This window comes from Streptomyces cinereospinus, from assembly GCF_042430725.1.
GTDB lineage: Bacteria > Actinomycetota > Actinomycetes > Streptomycetales > Streptomycetaceae > Streptomyces > Streptomyces cinereospinus.
Window position 1 is genome coordinate 63678 of the sequence record NZ_JBHMCY010000019.1, and the last position, 17952, is coordinate 81629.

General features: G+C 72.4%; 9 protein-coding genes and 1 tRNA gene. 9 read left to right on the forward strand and 1 reads right to left on the reverse strand.

The window, feature by feature from the left end; all coding sequences use genetic code 11:
* Positions 1–6: 6 nt before the first annotated feature.
* The 9 genes from ACFF45_RS12740 to ACFF45_RS12780 all read left to right on the forward strand — a co-directional run bounded on the left by ACFF45_RS12740 (position 7) and on the right by ACFF45_RS12780 (position 16105).
* Entirely contained in the window at positions 7–1536 is a 1530-nt protein-coding gene (locus ACFF45_RS12740) for a DUF7059 domain-containing protein (protein WP_381345781.1), read from the forward strand.
* Between the two features lie 686 nt (positions 1537–2222).
* Positions 2223–2420, forward strand: coding sequence for a hypothetical protein (locus tag ACFF45_RS12745; RefSeq protein ID WP_381345783.1), 198 nt, complete (start codon positions 2223–2225; stop codon positions 2418–2420).
* 264 nt (positions 2421–2684) lie between these two features.
* The gene (gene topA / locus ACFF45_RS12750; protein WP_381345784.1) at positions 2685–5519 is read left to right on the forward strand and encodes a type I DNA topoisomerase; all 2835 of its coding nucleotides are present in this window, start codon (positions 2685–2687) and stop codon (positions 5517–5519) included.
* A gap of 142 nt (positions 5520–5661) precedes the next feature.
* A complete protein-coding gene (gene tmk / locus ACFF45_RS12755; RefSeq protein WP_381345786.1) occupies positions 5662–8895 on the forward strand; it encodes a dTMP kinase in 3234 nt (1077 codons plus the stop codon).
* Positions 8896–9006: 111 nt separating this feature from the next.
* Positions 9007–10212, forward strand: coding sequence for a DNA polymerase III subunit delta' (locus ACFF45_RS12760; RefSeq protein ID WP_381345788.1), 1206 nt, complete (start codon positions 9007–9009; stop codon positions 10210–10212).
* 179 nt (positions 10213–10391) lie between these two features.
* Entirely contained in the window at positions 10392–11999 is a 1608-nt protein-coding gene (locus tag ACFF45_RS12765; protein ID WP_381345790.1) for an alpha/beta hydrolase, read from the forward strand.
* A gap of 129 nt (positions 12000–12128) precedes the next feature.
* Positions 12129–12202: transfer RNA gene (locus ACFF45_RS12770), tRNA-Thr, on the forward strand.
* Between the two features lie 266 nt (positions 12203–12468).
* A complete protein-coding gene (locus ACFF45_RS12775; protein WP_381345792.1) occupies positions 12469–13107 on the forward strand; it encodes a hypothetical protein in 639 nt (212 codons plus the stop codon).
* A gap of 484 nt (positions 13108–13591) precedes the next feature.
* Positions 13592–16105: an NB-ARC domain-containing protein gene (locus ACFF45_RS12780; RefSeq protein ID WP_381345793.1), complete on the forward strand. Its 2514-nt coding sequence runs from the start codon at positions 13592–13594 to the stop codon at positions 16103–16105.
* Between the two features lie 42 nt (positions 16106–16147).
* On the opposite strand, the gene ACFF45_RS12785 is transcribed toward ACFF45_RS12780, so the two are convergent.
* The gene (locus ACFF45_RS12785) at positions 16148–17833 is read right to left on the reverse strand and encodes a hypothetical protein (RefSeq protein ID WP_381345794.1); all 1686 of its coding nucleotides are present in this window, start codon (positions 17831–17833) and stop codon (positions 16148–16150) included.
* Between the last annotated feature and the right edge of the window lie 119 nt (positions 17834–17952).

Below are 17952 nucleotides of genomic sequence, written 5' to 3' on the forward strand. Positions count from 1 at the left end.
GTCACAATGGGGGGCGTGAGCAACGCCAGCCTCTCCGCCCTGCCCGCCGCCGACCGTCCCGACGCCACCGCGCGGCTGCGGGACGCCCTCCTGGGGGCCGCCTTCACCGCCGACGGACTGCTCGAACTGCTCGGCGCCCCCGCGTACGCGGCACTGGCGCGCAGCGAGACCGTACCCGCGCTCCGGGCGACACGCGGCGACACGCCGCTGGAGACGCTCGTACGGCTGTTCCTGTTGCAGCAGCCCGTGCCGCACGCGCGCGTGGCGGGCGTCCTGCCCGTCGCCGACTGCCTGGAGTGCGGCTGGCTGACGCGGGTCGGCGGAGACGAGGTCGCGGCGACCGTGGACGTACGGCCGTACGGCGGGCCGGACGGCGAGGACTGGTTCATCGTGTCCGACCTCGGCTGCGCGGTCGGCGGCGCCGGGGGCATCGGACGCCGGGACGAGGGCGTCGTCCTGGGCGTCGGCGGCGCGTCGACGACCCTCGCCGGGATCACGGTGCGCACGCCCGTCTCCGCCGCCCTGGACCTGGGCACCGGCTCCGGCATCCAGGCGCTGCACGCCGCCCGGCACGCCACCCGCGTGACGGCGACCGACGTCAACCCGCGCGCGCTGCACATCGCCGCGCTCACCCTCGCGCTGTCCGGCGAGCCGGGCGCGGACCTGCGGGAGGGCTCGCTCTTCGAGCCGCTCGCGGACGACCAGACGTTCGACCTGATCGTGTCGAACCCGCCTTTCGTGATCTCGCCCGGCGCCCGGCTGACGTACCGCGACGGCGGCATGGGCGGGGACGATCTGTGCCGCACGCTCGTTCAACGGGCGGGGGAGCGGCTGAACGAGGGCGGGTTCGCGCAGTTCCTGGCCAACTGGCAGCACGTGGCGGGGGAGGACTGGCAGGAGCGGTTGCAGTCGTGGGTGCCGCACGGCTGCGACGCGTGGATCGTGCAGCGCGAGGTGCAGGACGTCACGCAGTACGCCGAGCTGTGGCTGCGCGACGCCGGCGACCACCGGGGCGGCGTGGCGGAGTACCAGGCGCGGTACGACGCCTGGCTGGACGAGTTCGAGGCGCGCACGGTGCGGGCGGTCGGGTTCGGGTGGATCACCCTGCGCAAGCGGGCGGCCGAGGTGCCCTCGATCACCGTGGAGGAGTGGCCGCACCCGGTCGAACAACCGCTCGGTGAGACGGTCCGGGCGCACTTCGAGCGGCTCGACCACCTGCGGTCGCGGGACGACGCGGCCCTGCTGGAGGAGCGCTTCCGGCTGGTCGCCGAAGTGGTGCAGGAGCAGGTCGGGCTGCCCGGCGCGGAGGACCCGGAGCATGTCGTGCTGCGGCAGCACCGGGGCATGCGGCGGGCCACCAAGGTAGACACGGTGGGCGCGGGATTCGCCGGCGTGTGCGACGGGTCACTGACCGCGGGGCGCATCCTGGACGCCATCGCCCAGCTGGTCGGCGAGGACCCGGTGCTGCTGCGGGACCGGACGCCGGCGCAGATCCGGTTGCTGGTGGAGCAGGGGTTCCTGGAGCCGGCGGACTGAGGTGAGCGGGGGCGCGTGCGGGTGGGGTGCGCGCCGGGGGGCGGGGACGCGCGGACAGACCGCGGGCACGTGAGAGGGCACGAGGACGCGCGGGATGGGCCGGGGGCGTGGCGTGGGTCGATGAGGGCGCGCGGGACCGCCCGAGGGCGTGCGGGTCGGAATCAGGGCGCAGGGGACAGACCGTGGGCGCGCGCCGAACCCCCCGGCCGTCGCGGCCCGGCCGGGACCAGGGATGAACGGACCGTGGGCGCGCGGGCCGGGACGAGAGCGCGCGGTACGGGCCGGAGGCGCGCGGCCGGTCCGTGCGGCGAGTGCGTCCGGCGCAGGGCCGGGACGGACGGGCCCGGGCCGTCGGCCCGTACCCGGCGGCACACGGACCGCCCCCGGACCGGCGCCCCACGGCAGTGGGCAAACCGGCCAACATCACGGACGCCGCGGCACGGGACGAGCCGGCGGCCGAGGGGCGGGCCCGGCCTCTCGGTGAGCCGGCCCGGCGCGGGCCGCCGGGACGGGGCGCCGAAAAAAATTATGCCGAACCCCGCCCTGCTGGATTCCGGCCGCGGCCGGAAGCAGCCGCACCGTCCCGTCGACCCCTCGTTCACGTCGGATTCGCCTGGGCGCAGCCCGTGCGTGCCAACCTCCCGGGGAGTGCGGACTCACCGACGGGACAAAGGGGTACGCGAGCCATGGAGAGCGGACCGGCGATCTTCACGGGAGTGGTGTTCGCCCTGTTCGGAGGCGGCCTGCTGGTGTGGACGGCGACCCGGACGCGCCGCCGCGAGCCCGTCGCCCACGGTGTGAACCCGGTCGCATCGGCGACCCTCGCGGGCATCGCCGCGGTGATCTCGCTGACCCTCGGAGCGTGGTGCTTCAGCCAGGTCTGACGATCGAGGACGCGTTCCACCTGGGGTGATCGGTAGTGCACACTCCGGATGGACGCGTACGGATCGGTGGACACGCCGGGCGGCAGGAATGGCGGTAGTCGGGTTACCGTTCGAGTGGCCGTTGCGGGCTTTTCCCGTTTGACACGGGGGCGGGATGTACCGTCACACTCCGCAGCGTCACCAGCGAGTGAGCCGAGAAAGGTGACCTGACCCCGGGAGCAAGGCCTGGGGAGACCCCAGCGTCGACCGGAGAGAAGAGCGAAGTTGTCCCCGACCAGCGAGACCGCACAGGGCGGCCGCCGACTCGTCATCGTCGAGTCGCCTGCCAAGGCGAAGACGATCAAGGGCTACCTCGGCCCCGGCTACGTCGTCGAAGCGAGCGTCGGGCACATCCGCGACCTCCCCAACGGTGCCGCGGAGGTGCCGGAGAAGTACACCGGCGAGGTCCGCCGCCTCGGCGTGGACGTCGAACACGACTTCCAGCCCATTTATGTGATCAACGCCGACAAGAAGGCGCAGGTCAAGAAGCTCAAGGACCTGCTGAAGGACTCCGACGAGCTCTTCCTCGCCACCGATGAGGACCGGGAGGGCGAGGCGATCGCCTGGCACCTCCAGGAGGTCCTGAAGCCGAAGATCCCGGTCAAGCGCATGGTGTTCCACGAGATCACCAAGGACGCGATCCGGGAGGCCGTGGCCAACCCGCGCCAGCTCAACCAGAAGCTCGTCGACGCCCAGGAGACCCGCCGCATCCTCGACCGCCTCTACGGCTACGAGGTCTCGCCGGTGCTGTGGAAGAAGGTCATGCCGCGGCTGTCGGCGGGCCGCGTCCAGTCGGTCGCCACCCGGCTCGTGGTCGAGCGGGAACGCGAGCGCATCGCGTTTCGTTCGGCTGAGTACTGGGACCTGACGGGCACCTTCGCGACCGGCCGCGCGGGGGATCCGTCGGACCCGTCGTCGCTGGTCGCCCGCCTGCAGACCGTCGACGGCAGGCGGGTCGCGCAGGGCCGCGACTTCGACTCCCGGGGACAACTCAAGAGCGCGAACATCCTCCACCTCGACGAGGCGAACGCCCGCGCGCTGGCCGCCGCCCTGGCCGGCACCCGCTTCTCCGTCCGCTCGGTCGAGTCCAAGCCGTACCGCCGCTCGCCGTACGCCCCGTTCCGTACGACGACGCTCCAGCAGGAGGCCAGCCGCAAGCTCGGCTTCGGCGCCAAAGCGACCATGCAGGTCGCACAGAAGCTGTACGAGAACGGCTACATCACGTACATGCGCACGGACTCCACGACGCTGAGCGACACGGCGGTCAGTGCCGCGCGCGCCCAGGTCACGCAGCTGTACGGCGCCGACTACCTGCCGGACCGGCCGCGCACGTACGCCGGCAAGGTCAAGAACGCGCAGGAGGCGCACGAGGCGATCCGCCCCTCGGGTGATCGTTTCCGCACGCCCGCCGAGACGGGGCTGACCGGCGACCAGTTCAGGCTCTACGAGCTGATCTGGAAGCGGACGGTCGCCTCCCAGATGAAGGACGCGACCGGCAACAGCGTGACGGTGAAGATCGGCGGCACCGCCGCCGACGGCCGCGACGTCGAGTTCAGCGCCTCGGGCAAGACGATCACGTTCCACGGCTTCCTGAAGGCGTACGTCGAGGGCGCCGACGACCCGAACGCCGAGCTGGACGACCGCGAGCGCAGGCTGCCGCAGGTCGGCGAGGGCGACCCGCTGACCGCCGAGGAGATCACCGTCGACGGGCACGCGACCAAGCCGCCGGCCCGGTACACCGAGGCTTCGCTGGTCAAGGAGCTCGAAGAGCGCGAGATCGGCCGCCCGTCGACGTACGCGTCGATCATCGGCACGATCCTCGACCGCGGGTACGTGTTCAAGAAGGGGACGGCCCTCGTCCCCTCCTTCCTGAGCTTCGCCGTGGTCAACCTCCTGGAGAAGCACTTCGGGCGGCTCGTCGACTACGACTTCACCGCCAAGATGGAGGACGACCTCGACCGCATCGCGCGCGGTGAGGCGCAGGCGGTGCCGTGGCTGAAGCGGTTCTACTTCGGCGAGGGCACCGTGGCGGGCGTGGCCGCCGACGCCGGCAACGGCGACGGGGACCACCTCGGCGGCCTCAAGGAGCTGGTGACCGACCTGGGCGCGATCGACGCGCGCGAGGTGTCGTCGTTCCCGGTGGGCAACGGCATCGTGCTGCGGGTCGGGCGCTACGGCCCGTACATCGAGCGGGGCGAGAAGGACACCGAGCAGCACCAGCGGGCCGACATCCCCTCCGACCTGGCACCGGACGAGCTGAGCGTCGAACTCGCCGAGGAACTGCTCGCCAGGCCCAGCGGCGACTTCGAGCTGGGCACCGACCCGGCGACCGGCCACACGATCGTCGCCAAGGACGGCCGCTACGGCCCGTACGTCACCGAGGTGCTGCCCGAGGGCACGCCGAAGACCGGCAAGAACGCCGTGAAGCCGCGCACGGCCTCGCTGTTCAAGTCGATGGCGCTGGACACCGTGACGCTGGAGGACGCCCTGCGGCTGATGTCGCTGCCGCGTGTCGTCGGCACGGACGCGGAGGGCGTCGAGATCACCGCGCAGAACGGGCGCTACGGGCCATACCTGAAGAAGGGCACCGACTCCCGGTCGCTGCAGTCCGAGGACCAGCTCTTCACGATCACGCTGGAGGAGGCGCAGGCGATCTACGCCCAGCCGAAGCAGCGTGGCCGGGCGGCCGCCAAGCCGCCGCTGAAGGAGCTGGGCGAGGACCCGGTCAGCGGCAAGCCGGTCGTGGTCAAGGACGGCCGCTTCGGGCCGTACGTCACCGACGGCGAGACCAACGCGACCCTGCGCTCGGGCGACAGCGTCGAGACGATCACGCCGGAGCGCGGCTTCGAGCTGCTCGCCGAGAAGCGCGCGAAGGGACCCGCCAAGAAGACGGCGAAGAAGGCCCCCGCCAAGAAGGCTCCGGCGAAGAAGACGACGACCGCGAAGAAGACGGCCGCCAAGACCACGGCGGCGAAGAAGACGGCCGCGAAGACGACGACGGCCGCGAAGAAGACCGCCGCGAAGAAGGCGACGGCGTCCCGCACGGCGTCGGAGGACTGAGCCCGGAGTCCCGTGGCTCACCCGTCCACCGCACGTTCGCGGAAGTGGCGAAACGCACACCCCGGCATCACATCGGTGTCGGGGCGTGCGGACGTTCGGGCGGACGCACGGCAGTGTCGGTGCGGCCCGATAGGCTGAACGCATGACGCGAGCCGAGCAGCCTACGGCCCATCAGCCGGCCCCCGACGAAGCACTGGTCGCAGACTCCCGCGAGCGTGCCGTGCGCGCGCTGCTGCGCCGGCCGCTGCTGAGGCGGCTGTGGAGCGCACAACTGGTCAGCGGCGTCGGCGACGTGCTCGCGCTGCTGGTGCTGGTCGTCCTCGTCCTCCAGGCGGCGATCGCCGCGGGATCGTTCGGCGGCGGGTACCGGGGCGTGGCGTTCGCGGTGGCGGCCGTCTTCGGGGTGCGCGTCCTCGCGACGCTGCTCTTCGGCGCCGTCCTGCTCGGCCCGCTCTCCTCGCTCACCTCGCAGGACGGCCCGCTCGACCGCCGCTGGACCATGGTCGGCGCGGACGGGCTGCGGGCCGCGCTGCTGATCGTCGCGCCGCTGTGGATCGACTGGACGCCGGACGACGCGCTCGCCGTGCTGCTGGTGACCGTCTTCGTCACCGGTGTCGCCGAGCGGTTCTGGACGGTGTGCCGGGAGAGCGCCGCGCCCGCGCTGCTGCCCGCGCCGCCGCCGGAGGGCGCGACGGTGCGGCCGCTGCCGGACCACATGGACGCACTGCGCCGCCTGTCACTGCGTACCACCTTCCTGGCCGTCCCCGTCGCGGCGGCCGCGCTGGTCGTCGCGGGACTGTTCAACAATCTGCTCGGCGCCGGGATCGACTGGTTCGCCCAGCACCAGGCGGCCCTCGCCTCGTATGTCGCGGCGGGCCTGTTCGCCGCGTCCCTGTCCGTGCTGACCTTCCTGGACGTGCCCGGCACCCGCACCCCCCGCGCGCGGTCCCCGCTGGAGGGGCTGCGCCGTCCCCGGACGGCCGCGGGCAGCGACAAGGGCCGTACGGGCGCGATGCCGCTGCTGGTGCTCGCCTGCGCGGCCGTCGCCGGCGCGGTGGCCGCCGTCGTCGCCGTCTCCGTGCTGCACGCCAAGGACCTGGGCGGCGGCCCGGTCACGTACGGACTGCTGGTGTGCCTGCTCACCGGTGGCGTGGCCGTCGGTGTCCGGACGGCACCGAAGGTGCTGGTGACGCTGTCGCGGCGCCGCATGCTGGCCCTGGCGATCGCCTTCACCGGCGTCGCCCTGCTGGCCGCCGGGCTCGTCCCGGACGTCGCCACCGTGCTGCTGATCGTCGCGCTGGCCGGCGTCGGCGCGGGCGTCGCCGCCAACACCGGGCACGCGCTGCTCGACCAGGAGGCCGAGGACTTCCGGCGGGCCCGCACGACCGAGCACCTGCACGCCGTGGTGCGCGTCTTCGTGGCGCTCGGCGCTCTGGTGGCGCCCCTGGTGGCGGCCCTGATCGGGCCGCACCGGCTGGAGAACGGCAAGTTCGTGTTCGCGCACGGCGGGGCGGCGTTCACACTGATGCTGGTCGGCGCGCTGCTGCTGCCGGTGGCCGCGCTGGTGCTGGCCAAGCTCGACGACCGCTCCGGGGTGCCGCTGCGGCAGGACCTGCGCCACGCGCTGCTGCGCGGCGACGACCCGGAGCCGGCGACCGCCGCCTCCGGGTTCTTCATCGCCCTGGAGGGCGGCGACGGCGCCGGCAAGTCCACCCAGGCCGAGGCGCTCGCCGAGTGGATCCGGGCCAAGGGCCACGAGGTGGTGCTGACCCGCGAGCCGGGCGCGACGCCGGTGGGCAAGCGGCTGCGGTCGATCCTGCTGGACGTCTCCAGCGCCGGGCTGTCGCACCGCGCGGAGGCGCTGCTGTACGCGGCGGACCGCGCCGAACACGTGGACACCGTGGTGCGGCCCGCGCTGGAGCGCGGCGCGGTGGTGATCTCCGACCGGTACGTCGACTCCTCGGTGGCCTACCAGGGGGCGGGCCGCGACCTGTCGCCGACCGAGATCGCCCGAATCAACCGCTGGGCCACCCACGGGCTGGTCCCGCACCTGACGGTCCTGCTGGACGTCTCGCCGGAGACCGCGCGCGAGCGGTTCACGGAGGCGCCGGACCGGCTGGAGTCGGAGCCGGCCGAGTTCCACGCGCGCGTGCGCTCCGGTTTCCTCACCCTGGCCGCCGCCGACCCCGGGCGGTACCTGGTGGTGGACGCCGGGCAGGAGCCCGAGGCGGTCACGACCGTGGTGCGGCACCGGCTCGACCAGCTGCTGCCGCTGTCCGAGGCCGAGGTGAAGGCCCAGGAGGAGGCGCGCCGCAAGGCTGAGGAGGAGGCCCGCCGCAGGGCCGAGGAAGAGGCCGCCCGCAAGGCGGAGGAGGAGCGCCTGGAGCGGGAGCGCCAGGAGCAGCTCGCCCGGCTGCGCGCCGAGGAGGAGGAGCGCAAGCGCCGCGAGCTGGAGGAGGCGCAGCGGCGCGAGGCCGAGCGGCAGGCGGAGGAGGCCCGGCTGCGGGCGGAGGAGGCCCGCCGCCGCGCCGAGGAGGAGCGGGCCCGGCTCCTCGCCGAGGAGCGGGCGCGCGCCGAGGAGGAGGCCCGCCGCAAGGCGGAGGAGGAGCGGCGCCGGCAGCAGGCCGAGGAGGAGGCCCGGCTGCGCGCCGAGGCCGAGGAGCGCCGCCTGGAGAAGCAGCGCAAGGCCGAGGAGGCGTTGCTGCGGGCCGAGGAGGCACGCCGGGCGGCCGAGCAGGCCGCGGCGGCAGCGGCGGCCGGGCCCCGGCAGGTGACGCCTCCGGCGGTGCCGCCGGAGGCGGCGACCATGCCCACGCCGGTGGTGACCCCGACGAACGCGTCCGGCGGTCCCCTGGAGGACACGGCCGTGCTGCGGCCGGTGCGGCCCGGCGCCGACGAGCCGGACAGCGGGCGCGGGGCCGGTGCCGGTGACTCCGACGCGGAGGTGACGGCGGAGCTGCCGCAGCCGGGTGTCCCGGGGGCGGCCGACGAGACCGCGGTGCTGCCGCCCGTCGCGCCCTCCGGGGCGGCGGACGAGACCGCCGTACGGCCGCCGGCCGGGTCCGGGGCCGCGGACGAGACCGCGGTGCTGCCCCCGGTGCGGGGCGGTGACCCCGCCGACCGGGTGCCGTCGGGCTTCTTCCGGGACGAGCGGCCGGAGGCGGCCCCGGACGGGACCGAGGACCGTACGCGGGAGCTGCCGCAGGTCGACGCCGACGGCAGGCCGCAGCGCCGGCCGCGGCCGGACTGGGCGGAGGAGACCCCGCTGGACGACCTGCCGTCGCTGGCGGACGAGTTGCTCGGACCGCACGAGGACGGGTACGGCGACGGGTACGGCGACGAGCAGGACCGGCGGGGCAGAGGCCGCGGACGCTGACGCGGGCGGGCCGGGCGAGGCCGGAGGAGGCGGTGCGGGCGGCCCGTTGTCAGTGGCCGCCCGCACAATGGAGGGCGTATCGCGGAGTGTGACGGAAGGGCGGCGTGACCCATGAGCGTGTGGGACGACCTCGTCGGGCAGGAGAGGGTGAGCGAGCAGCTCACCGCCGCCGCCCGGGACGCCGACGCGCTGGTCACGGCGGTCGCGGCCGACGCCCCGCCGCCCGAGGCGTCCAAGATGACGCACGCGTGGCTGTTCACGGGCCCGCCCGGGGCGGGGCGGACGCAGACCGCGCGGGCGTTCGCGGCGGCGTTGCAGTGCGTCAGCCCGGACCGCGCGCTGGGCGGCGCACCGGGCTGCGGGTTCTGCGACGGGTGCCACACGGCGCTGGTCGGCACGCACGCCGACGTCACCACCGTCGTCGCGGTCGGCGCGCAGATCCTCGTGGACGACATGCGGGACACGGTCCGCAAGTCGTTCACCTCGCCGGCGAACGGCCGCTGGCAGATCATCCTGGTCGAGGACGCCGAGCGGCTGAACGAGAAGTCCGCCAACGCCGTCCTCAAGGCGGTCGAGGAGCCCGCCCCGCGCACGGTCTGGCTGCTGTGCGCCCCTTCCCTCGAGGACGTCCTGCCCACCATCCGCTCCCGCTGCCGCCATCTCAACCTGAGCACGCCGTCGGTCGAGGCCGTCGCCGACATGCTGGTGCGGCGCGAGGGCGTCGAGCCCGTCGTGGCCGCCGCGGCCGCCCGCGCCACGCAGGGGCACGTCGACCGGGCCCGCCGCCTCGCCACCGACCCGGCCGCGCGGGAGCGCCGGGCGGCCGTGCTGAAGCTGCCGCTGCGCGTCGACGACGTCGGCGGCTGTCTCAAGGCCGCGCAGGAGCTCGTCGACGCGGCCGCCGAGGACGCCAAGCAGCTCGCCGAGGAGATGGACGCCAAGGAGACCGAGGAGCTGAGGGCGGCGCTGGGCGCGGCGCAGGGCGGCCGGGCGCCGCGGGGCACGGCGGGCGTGCTCAAGGAGCTGGAGGACAGGCAGAAACGCCGGCGCACCCGCACCCAGCGCGACAGTCTCGACCTCGCGCTCACCGACCTCACCGCCTTCTACCGCGACGTCCTCGCCCTCCAGCTCGGCTCCCGGATCGCGCTCGCCAACACGGACGCCGAGGACGCGCTGGAGCGGCTCGCGCGCGGCAGCTCGCCCGAGTCCACCCTGCGCCGTATCGAGGCGATCGCCGCCTGCCGGGACGCGCTCGACCGCAACGTGGCGCCGTTGCTCGCCGTGGAAGCGATGACCATGGCCCTGAGAGCCGGCTGACCCGCCCCGCGCGCCGCGCGAGGTGGCCGTCGCCCCCACGCGTGCCTCGGAAGGTGGCCGTCGCCCCCCGGCCCGCCCCCCTTGACCGGCGTCCCTCGTCCGTGGGACAGCCCGCACTCGTCCGGGGCACGACACGCACGCACGGCACCCATGCCGTCGCGCAGCGTTACGCTCGCTGGATGGTCACAAGGCGCACGCACCGCAGGTCCCGGACCCGGCTCAGTGCCAGGTCCCGCACCGGAGCCACGTTCCTCGCCCTCGCGGCGCTGGTCGTCTCCGCCTGCTCCTCCGGGAGCTCGACGAGTTCCGCCAGCGCGCGGGCGGCCGAGGCGGCGGCCCTCGCGGCGCTGCCCCGGGCGACACCGTCCGCCCTGGCGCCGTACTACGCGCAAAAGCTCGGCTGGCGCTCCTGCGGCGTCCCGGGCTTCGAGTGCGCCACGCTGCGGGCGCCGCTCGACTACGCGCGCACCGACGCCGGCGACGTACGGCTCGCGGTGGCCCGCAAGAAGGCCACGGGGCCGGGCGGGCGGCTGGGCTCGCTGCTGGTGAACCCGGGCGGGCCGGGCGGCTCGGCGGTCGGCTACCTACAGGCGTACGCAGGGATCGGCTACCCGGCCCAGGTGCGCGCCCGGTACGACATGGTCGCGGTCGATCCGCGCGGAGTCGCCCGCAGCGAGCCCGTCGAATGTCTCGACGGACGGGCCATGGACGCCTACACCCGGACGGACGTCACCCCCGACGGCCGACGGGAGGTCGACGGGCTGGTGAAGGCGTACCGGGGCTTCGCCGAGGGGTGCGGCGCCGACGCGCCCGAGCTGCTGCGCCACGTCTCGACGGTCGAGGCGGCCCGGGACATGGACATCCTGCGGGCGGCGCTGGGCGACGAGAAGCTGACGTACGTGGGGGCGTCGTACGGGACCTTCCTCGGGGCGACGTACGCCGGGCTCTTCCCCAAGCGGGTGGGGCGGCTCGTCCTGGACGGCGCGATGGACCCGACGCTGCCGGCCCGCCGGCTGAACCTGGAGCAGACGGCCGGGTTCGAGACGGCGTTCAAGGCGTTCGCGAAGGACTGCGTACGGCAGACGGACTGCCCGCTGGGCGGCCGGGGGACGACGCCGGAGCAGGCCGGCCGGAACCTCAAGGCTCTCTTCGGCAGGCTCGACGCCAAGCCGCTGCCCACGGGCGACGCGGACGGCCGCCGGCTCACCGAGTCCCTCGCCACCACCGGCGTGATCGCGGCGATGTACGACGAGGCGGCCTGGCAGCAGCTGCGCGAGGCGCTGACGGCGGCGATGCGGCAGGGCGACGGCGCGGGTCTGCTCGTGCTGTCCGACGGCTACTACGAGCGGGACGCGGACGGCCGCTACTCGAACCTGATGTTCGCCAACGCGGCCGTGAACTGCCTGGACCTCCCGTCGTCCTTCGCCACCCCGGACGAGGTGCGCAGGTCGCTGCCCTCCTTCGAGAAGGCGTCCCCGGTCTTCGGCGAGTCCCTCGCCTGGGCCGCGCTCAACTGCGCGTACTGGCCGGTCGCGGCCACGGGCGAGCCGCACCGCATCGAGGCGCGGGGCGCGGCCCCCATCGTCGTGGTGGGCACGACCCGGGACCCGGCGACCCCGTACCGCTGGGCCCAGTCCCTGTCCCGCCAGCTCTCCTCCGGCCGCCTCCTCACCTACGACGGCGACGGCCACACCGCGTACGGCCGGGGCAGCGAGTGCGTCGACCGCACGATCAACACGTTCCTGCTGCGCGGCACCCCGCCGGCGGACGGAAAGCGGTGCTCCTAGGGGCCGGCCCGGGCCGGCCCAGAGCCCGGACCCGGCCTCGGAGCCCCGCGCTCCGGGGCCGGTACGGAGCACCCCGGAAACTGTGTAGACTTACCGACGTTGCTGATCGCACCATGGTGCGCACGGCGCGCCGCCTTAGCTCAGATGGCCAGAGCAACGCACTCGTAATGCGTAGGTCTCGGGTTCGAATCCCGAAGGCGGCTCTTTAAAGGACCAGGTCAGATACCCGCTGACCTGGTCCTTTTGCCTGTCCTTGACCTTGTGAGCTGGTGGCTGTGAGCGCTGCTTTCCTTCGATCACCAGGAGGGGAGGCCAAGGGGAGGCCATTGGCGCAGCGACGGTGCAGCGGTGATCGGGCGACGGTTGGATGACAGCTTCGCGGGGCGGCGAACGGAGTGCGATGGGTTACTGCCCCTCGCTGGGACGACTTTGTCGCAAACCAACAAACCGCCCCTCTACGCTGGTCCTCATGACGGACATCAAGAGCGGCACGGGGTTCAAGGCCCTGGTGGCCCAGACCACGGCGGTGCTGCTTACGCGTGGCCTTGAGGTCGAACCGGTAGCGGTTCGAGACGTCGTGGCCTATGTGGTCAACACGGCCGCCGAGAAGGTCAGGCTGGACCCCGAGGAAGCCGTCCATCTGGTCTCGCCGGAGATGGTCGCGGACGCGATCGCTACTGCGGCTGACGACTCCAACGAGGATGCCTCCGCTGTCCACGCTGTGCGCCCGGTTCGTCTGGACACGCGCACGGTGGACGTGCCCACCATGGCTCTGGGGCGCTTGGTGATGGCAGGGGCGCAAGCCGGAAGATATGCGGCGGCCAACGACGACAGCCGGGCGGCAGCTCACGTCATGGACCTCGTGACGGAACTAGGCTCCGCCATGGTGTCGGCGAGGGGCGGCGAACTCGTCGCGGTGCCGGTGGGAGTGCTTGACGAGCTTGCTGAACTTGTCGAGCGGGTCGTCGGACGGGTCGACGCGGGTGAGTGGAGCATCTGTCCGTGCGGGGAGCCGCACGAGCAAGAAGAAGTGGATCGCCGGGTCGTGATCGCCATGAGCCAGGACGCCGCTATCGTCCGGGAACTGCAGACCAAAGCAGATCAGTAGCCGAAGCGTGCAGGGTCACTGGTACGGAACGCGCGGCGGCCGGAGTGCTCTCTGTGGTTGGCTGCCGCGATCGAGCCGAGTGCGCCGCAAGTCGTCGCGTTAAGGCTCGGGCAGGTGCTAGGTCTGAACAACACACCGGTCCTGGTGGAGGTGCTGGCCGACGGCTGAGTGCCGTCGGCCAGCAGGCACCCGCCTTCCGCTGTCGCGAGATCCGCTCGGGAGCCCGGGTTGACCCTCGACCTTGTTTAGCTCACCGGAACCGGGGCGGAGCGGCAGCGGACACCTTGACAAGTGCATCGTTCCTTGAAACAGCCCCGAACATGCTCGCTGATCATGCTGCTGTCGTGGGAAGGTGATGGCGCCCGTGTCCGAGAGGGGCGATGGACACGTTGGTGTACAGCGAGCCGGGCTGTCCAAGCGTCCAAGATCTCTCTACGGTTGGTGTGCGACTGCCTTGCGGGGCTGGAGGGATGAAGGGGGCTGTGTGGAAGCCGAGTTGGCGGCTCTTGCCGCGTCGGGGGCGACGACGCTGGTCGGGCTCATGGTTTCGGAGTCGTGGGAGCGGGCCAAGAGCGGACTGGCCCGTTTCTTCGGGCGACGCGCTCCGGGCGAGGCCGCTGAGGAAGAACTACAGGCGGCGAGCGAAGAGTTGGGCAGCGCCCGGGCGGCGGGGGACGCAGGCGTCCAGGCAGCTGTACAAGCCCGGTGGCGTCAGCGTCTGGAGGGGATATTCCAGGAGGATCCCAGTGCTGTCCAGGAACTGGCCCAACTGCTGTCCGAGCTGGCGCCGGATGCGTCCCGAACCTTCGTCAATCTCGTCAGCGGAGGGGTGAACTACGGTCCGGTCTTCCAGGGATCGCACATCCACGGTGGCATCACCTTCAATGTCCAGCCGGTGAAGTCCTCTGTGTCGGGCCTTCTGGACAGACCGGATCAAGTTCCGCCGGTGACGGTTCCGTTCAGCAATCGGACGGCTGAACTCGCCGTTTTGGACGAGGCGCTCGGCGCGCGATCAGGTGGCTCCGGATCCGTCGGTGTCGGGGTGCTCAACGGACTTCCCGGAGTCGGCAAGACGACCATGGCCTGGTGGTGGGCGGGAGCGGCGCGGGGGCACTTCCCGGACGGACAGCTGTACGTGGATTTCGCGGCCCTGCGCGATGAATCCGGGTCGGTGACCGCCGTCGGTGCGGACGTCTCCGAGGCTCTCGCCATGTGCCTGAGGTCGCTGCCGGGGGGAAGCGGCAACGGCATTCCGAGTTCACTCGCGGAGCGGACCAACCTGTTCCGGTCGCGCTCGGCAAACCTGCGCATCCTGCTCGTCCTTGACGATGTGAACCAGCCCGCACAGGTTCGTGCGCTGATGCCCAAGGGGGCGGGCAGCGCGGTACTGGTCACGAGCCAGGGAAGACTTGGTGAACTGGCTATGGACGGTGCGCGGTTGATCTCTGTCAAGCCGCTGGACGCACACGGAGGGCTGACGCTGCTGAAGGACCGGTGCGGTGAGGAGGCGGTCGAGGCCGAACGGGAAGCCGCGGAACGCATGGTGGAGCTGTGCGGCGGCCTGCCGGTGGCCCTGCAGATCGTCGCGGCCCGGCTTGTTGCCGATGACGGTCTCACCATGACCGAACTGGCCGCTGAACTGGACGACGAGGCCGGAAGACTGGCAGGCATGGCGCTGGAAGGGGAGGAGTCCTCGGTGTCCGCTGTTCTGGGTCCCTCCTACCGGCTGCTGCCACCCGACGCCGCTCGGCTCTACCGTCTGCTCGGATGGCTGCCCGTCGGCGTCTTCGACGCTGGCGTGGCAGCGGTCGCCGCTGATACCGACGCGAGGAGTGCGAAACGCCTGCTGGGTTTCCTGGCGAAGGCGAGCCTGGTGGAGGCCGTGGGTGACGGCCGCTACCGCATGCATGATCTGGTCCGTCTGCATGCGAGGGAGCGCGCGGCGGAAGAGGAGCCGGAGACCGAGCAGGCCGTAGTGACGGAGCGGGTGGGCACGCACTATCTCGTCCTCACCGCGTTCGCCGACCGGGCGCTCAGGCGGGACCGGCTGCGGATCGCCGACTTGTCCGCCCTGCTGCGGGATGCCGGTGATCCCTTCGCTGTCGCCGGCGGGCCGCCTCCGCTGGAGTGGCTGGACACCGAGCGTCCCGCGATCCTGGCGGTACTGCGTACGACGGTTCGGCATGGGCTGTACACCCTGGCCTGGCAACTGGCCGAGGCGTTCACGGTGCTGTTCCTGTACCGCCGTTACCTCGGGGCGTGGAAGGAGTCGCTGGAGCTGGGTGCCGAGGCGGCTGCCGCAGCGGTGGCGTCGGCGGACACGGCCGGCGAGATCGCAGAGGCCGCGGCGGCCGAGGCCCGGCTGCGCACCCTGCTGTCGCGCCCATTGCTGGACCTTGGCGAGAACGACCGGGCCGGAGCGGAACTGGACAAGGCCGCCGCCCTGGCCGAGGCGGCCGGTCACCTCGTCCTGCGTGCCTCCGTACAGGAGTTCCTCGGGCGGTACCGCGACCTCTTCGAACCGTCCCGCGCCGTCGAGGCGTACCAGCTCTCCCTTGAACTCAACGAGCAGGCCGGGGAAACCCGTGGAGCGGCCATCGCCGCCTACTTCCTCGGGTGTGCGCAAGACGCTCAAGGTGATCACGTGGAGGCCATGGCCACGTTGCGCCGGGCGCGGCATGCCCTGGAGGGCCGCGCGGAGCCCGATCGGCGCATGGCGGCCCGGGTGACCGCCGCCATCGGCGTCGTACGTGATCATCTCGGCGAGCCTGGAGATGCGATCCGCGAGCTGCGGGAGGCGGCCAGGGTTCTGGGCGACGAGGAGGCGACGCACTACGAGGCGCAGGCCTTGGTGCAGCTCGCCGACATCGCGGAGCGGATGGGAGGCCAAGAGAGCCTGGTGCGCGACTGTCTGAACCGGGCCCTCGAAATCCACGAGGCAGCCGGCAGCCGCTTGGCGGAGGATCTGCGGCGGCGGTTGGATGACCTCGATCGTTGAGGTCGGTTCCTGGGAACCGTGTGGTGGCCGACTTCAGGGCGGCTACCCGGTCGGCAGGGTGGGGCGACGGCGTATGACGACGTCCTCGTCCCGCGTGTCACCGATGCGCAGCCTCATCCGGGCGTCGTCCAGTGGGCCTCGTTCTCGCAGGCAGGCGTATACGACCGCGGCGAGCAGGCCCGGATCTATGGCCGGGCCGGTGGCTGTGGCCTCCGCGATCCGGCCGTCCCTGAGCCCGATCAGGCAGCAGCCGCCGTGAACGTTCGAGGCGGCGAGGAGGCTTCCGGGGTACTGGGCGAGTGTGTCCGCGATCCAGCGCAGTGCCCCGACAGAGGTGGACGCGGGGTGGCGCCGAAAGAGAACGGAGGCGCTTTCGGTCAGTCGGTGGTCGCGTTCGTCGTCCGCGCACGCCAGATGGGTGAAGCAGGCGGGGGAGTCCGGGTGGGCCGCGTCGTTAGCGCACACGGCTGCCGGAAAGCGGCGCACGGTGACCGTCGGTACCTCGCTGTCTCCGGTGACGCCGGTGGTCACTTCCCATGACGTGACCGGCGAGGCGGGTGGATCCGGAACAGGCAGCACCAGCGGAGACGGCGGCGGGGACGACGGCTCCGGCAGCCTCAGCAGACGGTAGAGGGCGGTGCGGAGCCGGGCGAGGGCATGACCCGGTTCGGCGAAGGCATGCTCGGCGACCGCGGCGTACCGCTGGGGCGTGTGCTCGCGTACCACCTCTTCCACCTGTTGGAACAGGTTCCCGCGTGTGTCGAGGCGGGGCGCGAGGGCGGCCATGTCGTGAACGGCTGTCCCGGGTACCGCGTCACTGCCGAAAGCGGCCAGCAGCAGTGGTGTGCCGGCCGCCGCGCCGTACAGCGTCACCGAACCGTGGTCGCCGATCAGGACGTCCGCCGCGACGAGGGCGGGCCGCCAGGCATGGATGGCCGGCATCAGCAGCAGGCCCGCGTCCAAAGCGGCGGCTTGCAGCGTGTGGATCTGCCAGGATCCGTGAGCCGACCAGACGTTGGGGTGGACGATCGCGCCCACCCGGTAGTCGTCGTAGGGAAGTTGTGAGAGGAGACGCGGGAGAAGAGCCGGGTGACGTCCCAGGAGCGAGGTGGGTCCCCAGGTGGAACTGACCATGACCAGACGCTGGTGCTCCGCGACGCCCAGCGCCTCTCGGTATGCCTTCCTGCGTGGCTGGCTGCCTACCAGTTCGTCGAAGCAGGGGTCGCCGACCAACAGTGTGCGCCCGGCGGCCTTCGGGTGGGTGGCGAGCAACTGCTCTTCCTGCGCTGGATGCGAGACCGCCAGCCAGGCCCGCCCCGTTTCCAGAAGGGAGTCAGGTACGACCCCGGAGAGTCTGTCGTGCGCACTGCGTGAATCCGGCACGAACTTCTGAAAGCCGACACCGTGCGGCAGTACCAGCACCGGACAGTCGCCTTCCGGTACGTCGATGTTCTCGCTGGCGGAAAGGATGAGGTCGGGGGCGATGTGCCCCAGCTGCTCCCAGGGCATGACCCGGCATCCGGCAGCGTGGAGGAGCTCGAGGACTCCGGCGTTGAAGGCGGACGTGGGGTCGTAGGCGAAGACGACGGTCACACGGCTGTCGCCGCGAAGGAGCGGCGGCAGCGTTTCGAGAGCGCGGACGGTCGACGTGACTGTACGGGCGGCGACGACGAGGGTGCGTTCGCCGTGGAAGGTGCTCCAACGGTGGGCGTCACGCCCCACGGGCACGCGAAGCGGCTGACTACCGAACAAGGTGGCCGCCTCTAACAAACCCGCTCCTCCAGCCGGTCAGCGGCTCGCGGCTCGCGGCTCGCGGCTCGCGGCTCGCGGCTCGCGGCTCGCGGCTC

Bases quoted from the DNA above. Each gene is read 5' to 3' on its own strand.
- ACFF45_RS12740 (WP_381345781.1), top strand. From the start codon at position 7: ATGGGGGGCGTGAGCAACGCCAGCCTCTCCGCCCTGCCCGCCGCCGAC.
- ACFF45_RS12745 (WP_381345783.1), top strand. From the start codon at position 2,223: ATGGAGAGCGGACCGGCGATCTTCACGGGAGTGGTGTTCGCCCTGTTC.
- tmk (WP_381345786.1), top strand. From the start codon at position 5,662: ATGACGCGAGCCGAGCAGCCTACGGCCCATCAGCCGGCCCCCGACGAA.
- ACFF45_RS12760 (WP_381345788.1), top strand. From the start codon at position 9,007: ATGAGCGTGTGGGACGACCTCGTCGGGCAGGAGAGGGTGAGCGAGCAG.
- ACFF45_RS12765 (WP_381345790.1), top strand. From the start codon at position 10,392: ATGGTCACAAGGCGCACGCACCGCAGGTCCCGGACCCGGCTCAGTGCC.
- ACFF45_RS12775 (WP_381345792.1), top strand. From the start codon at position 12,469: ATGACGGACATCAAGAGCGGCACGGGGTTCAAGGCCCTGGTGGCCCAG.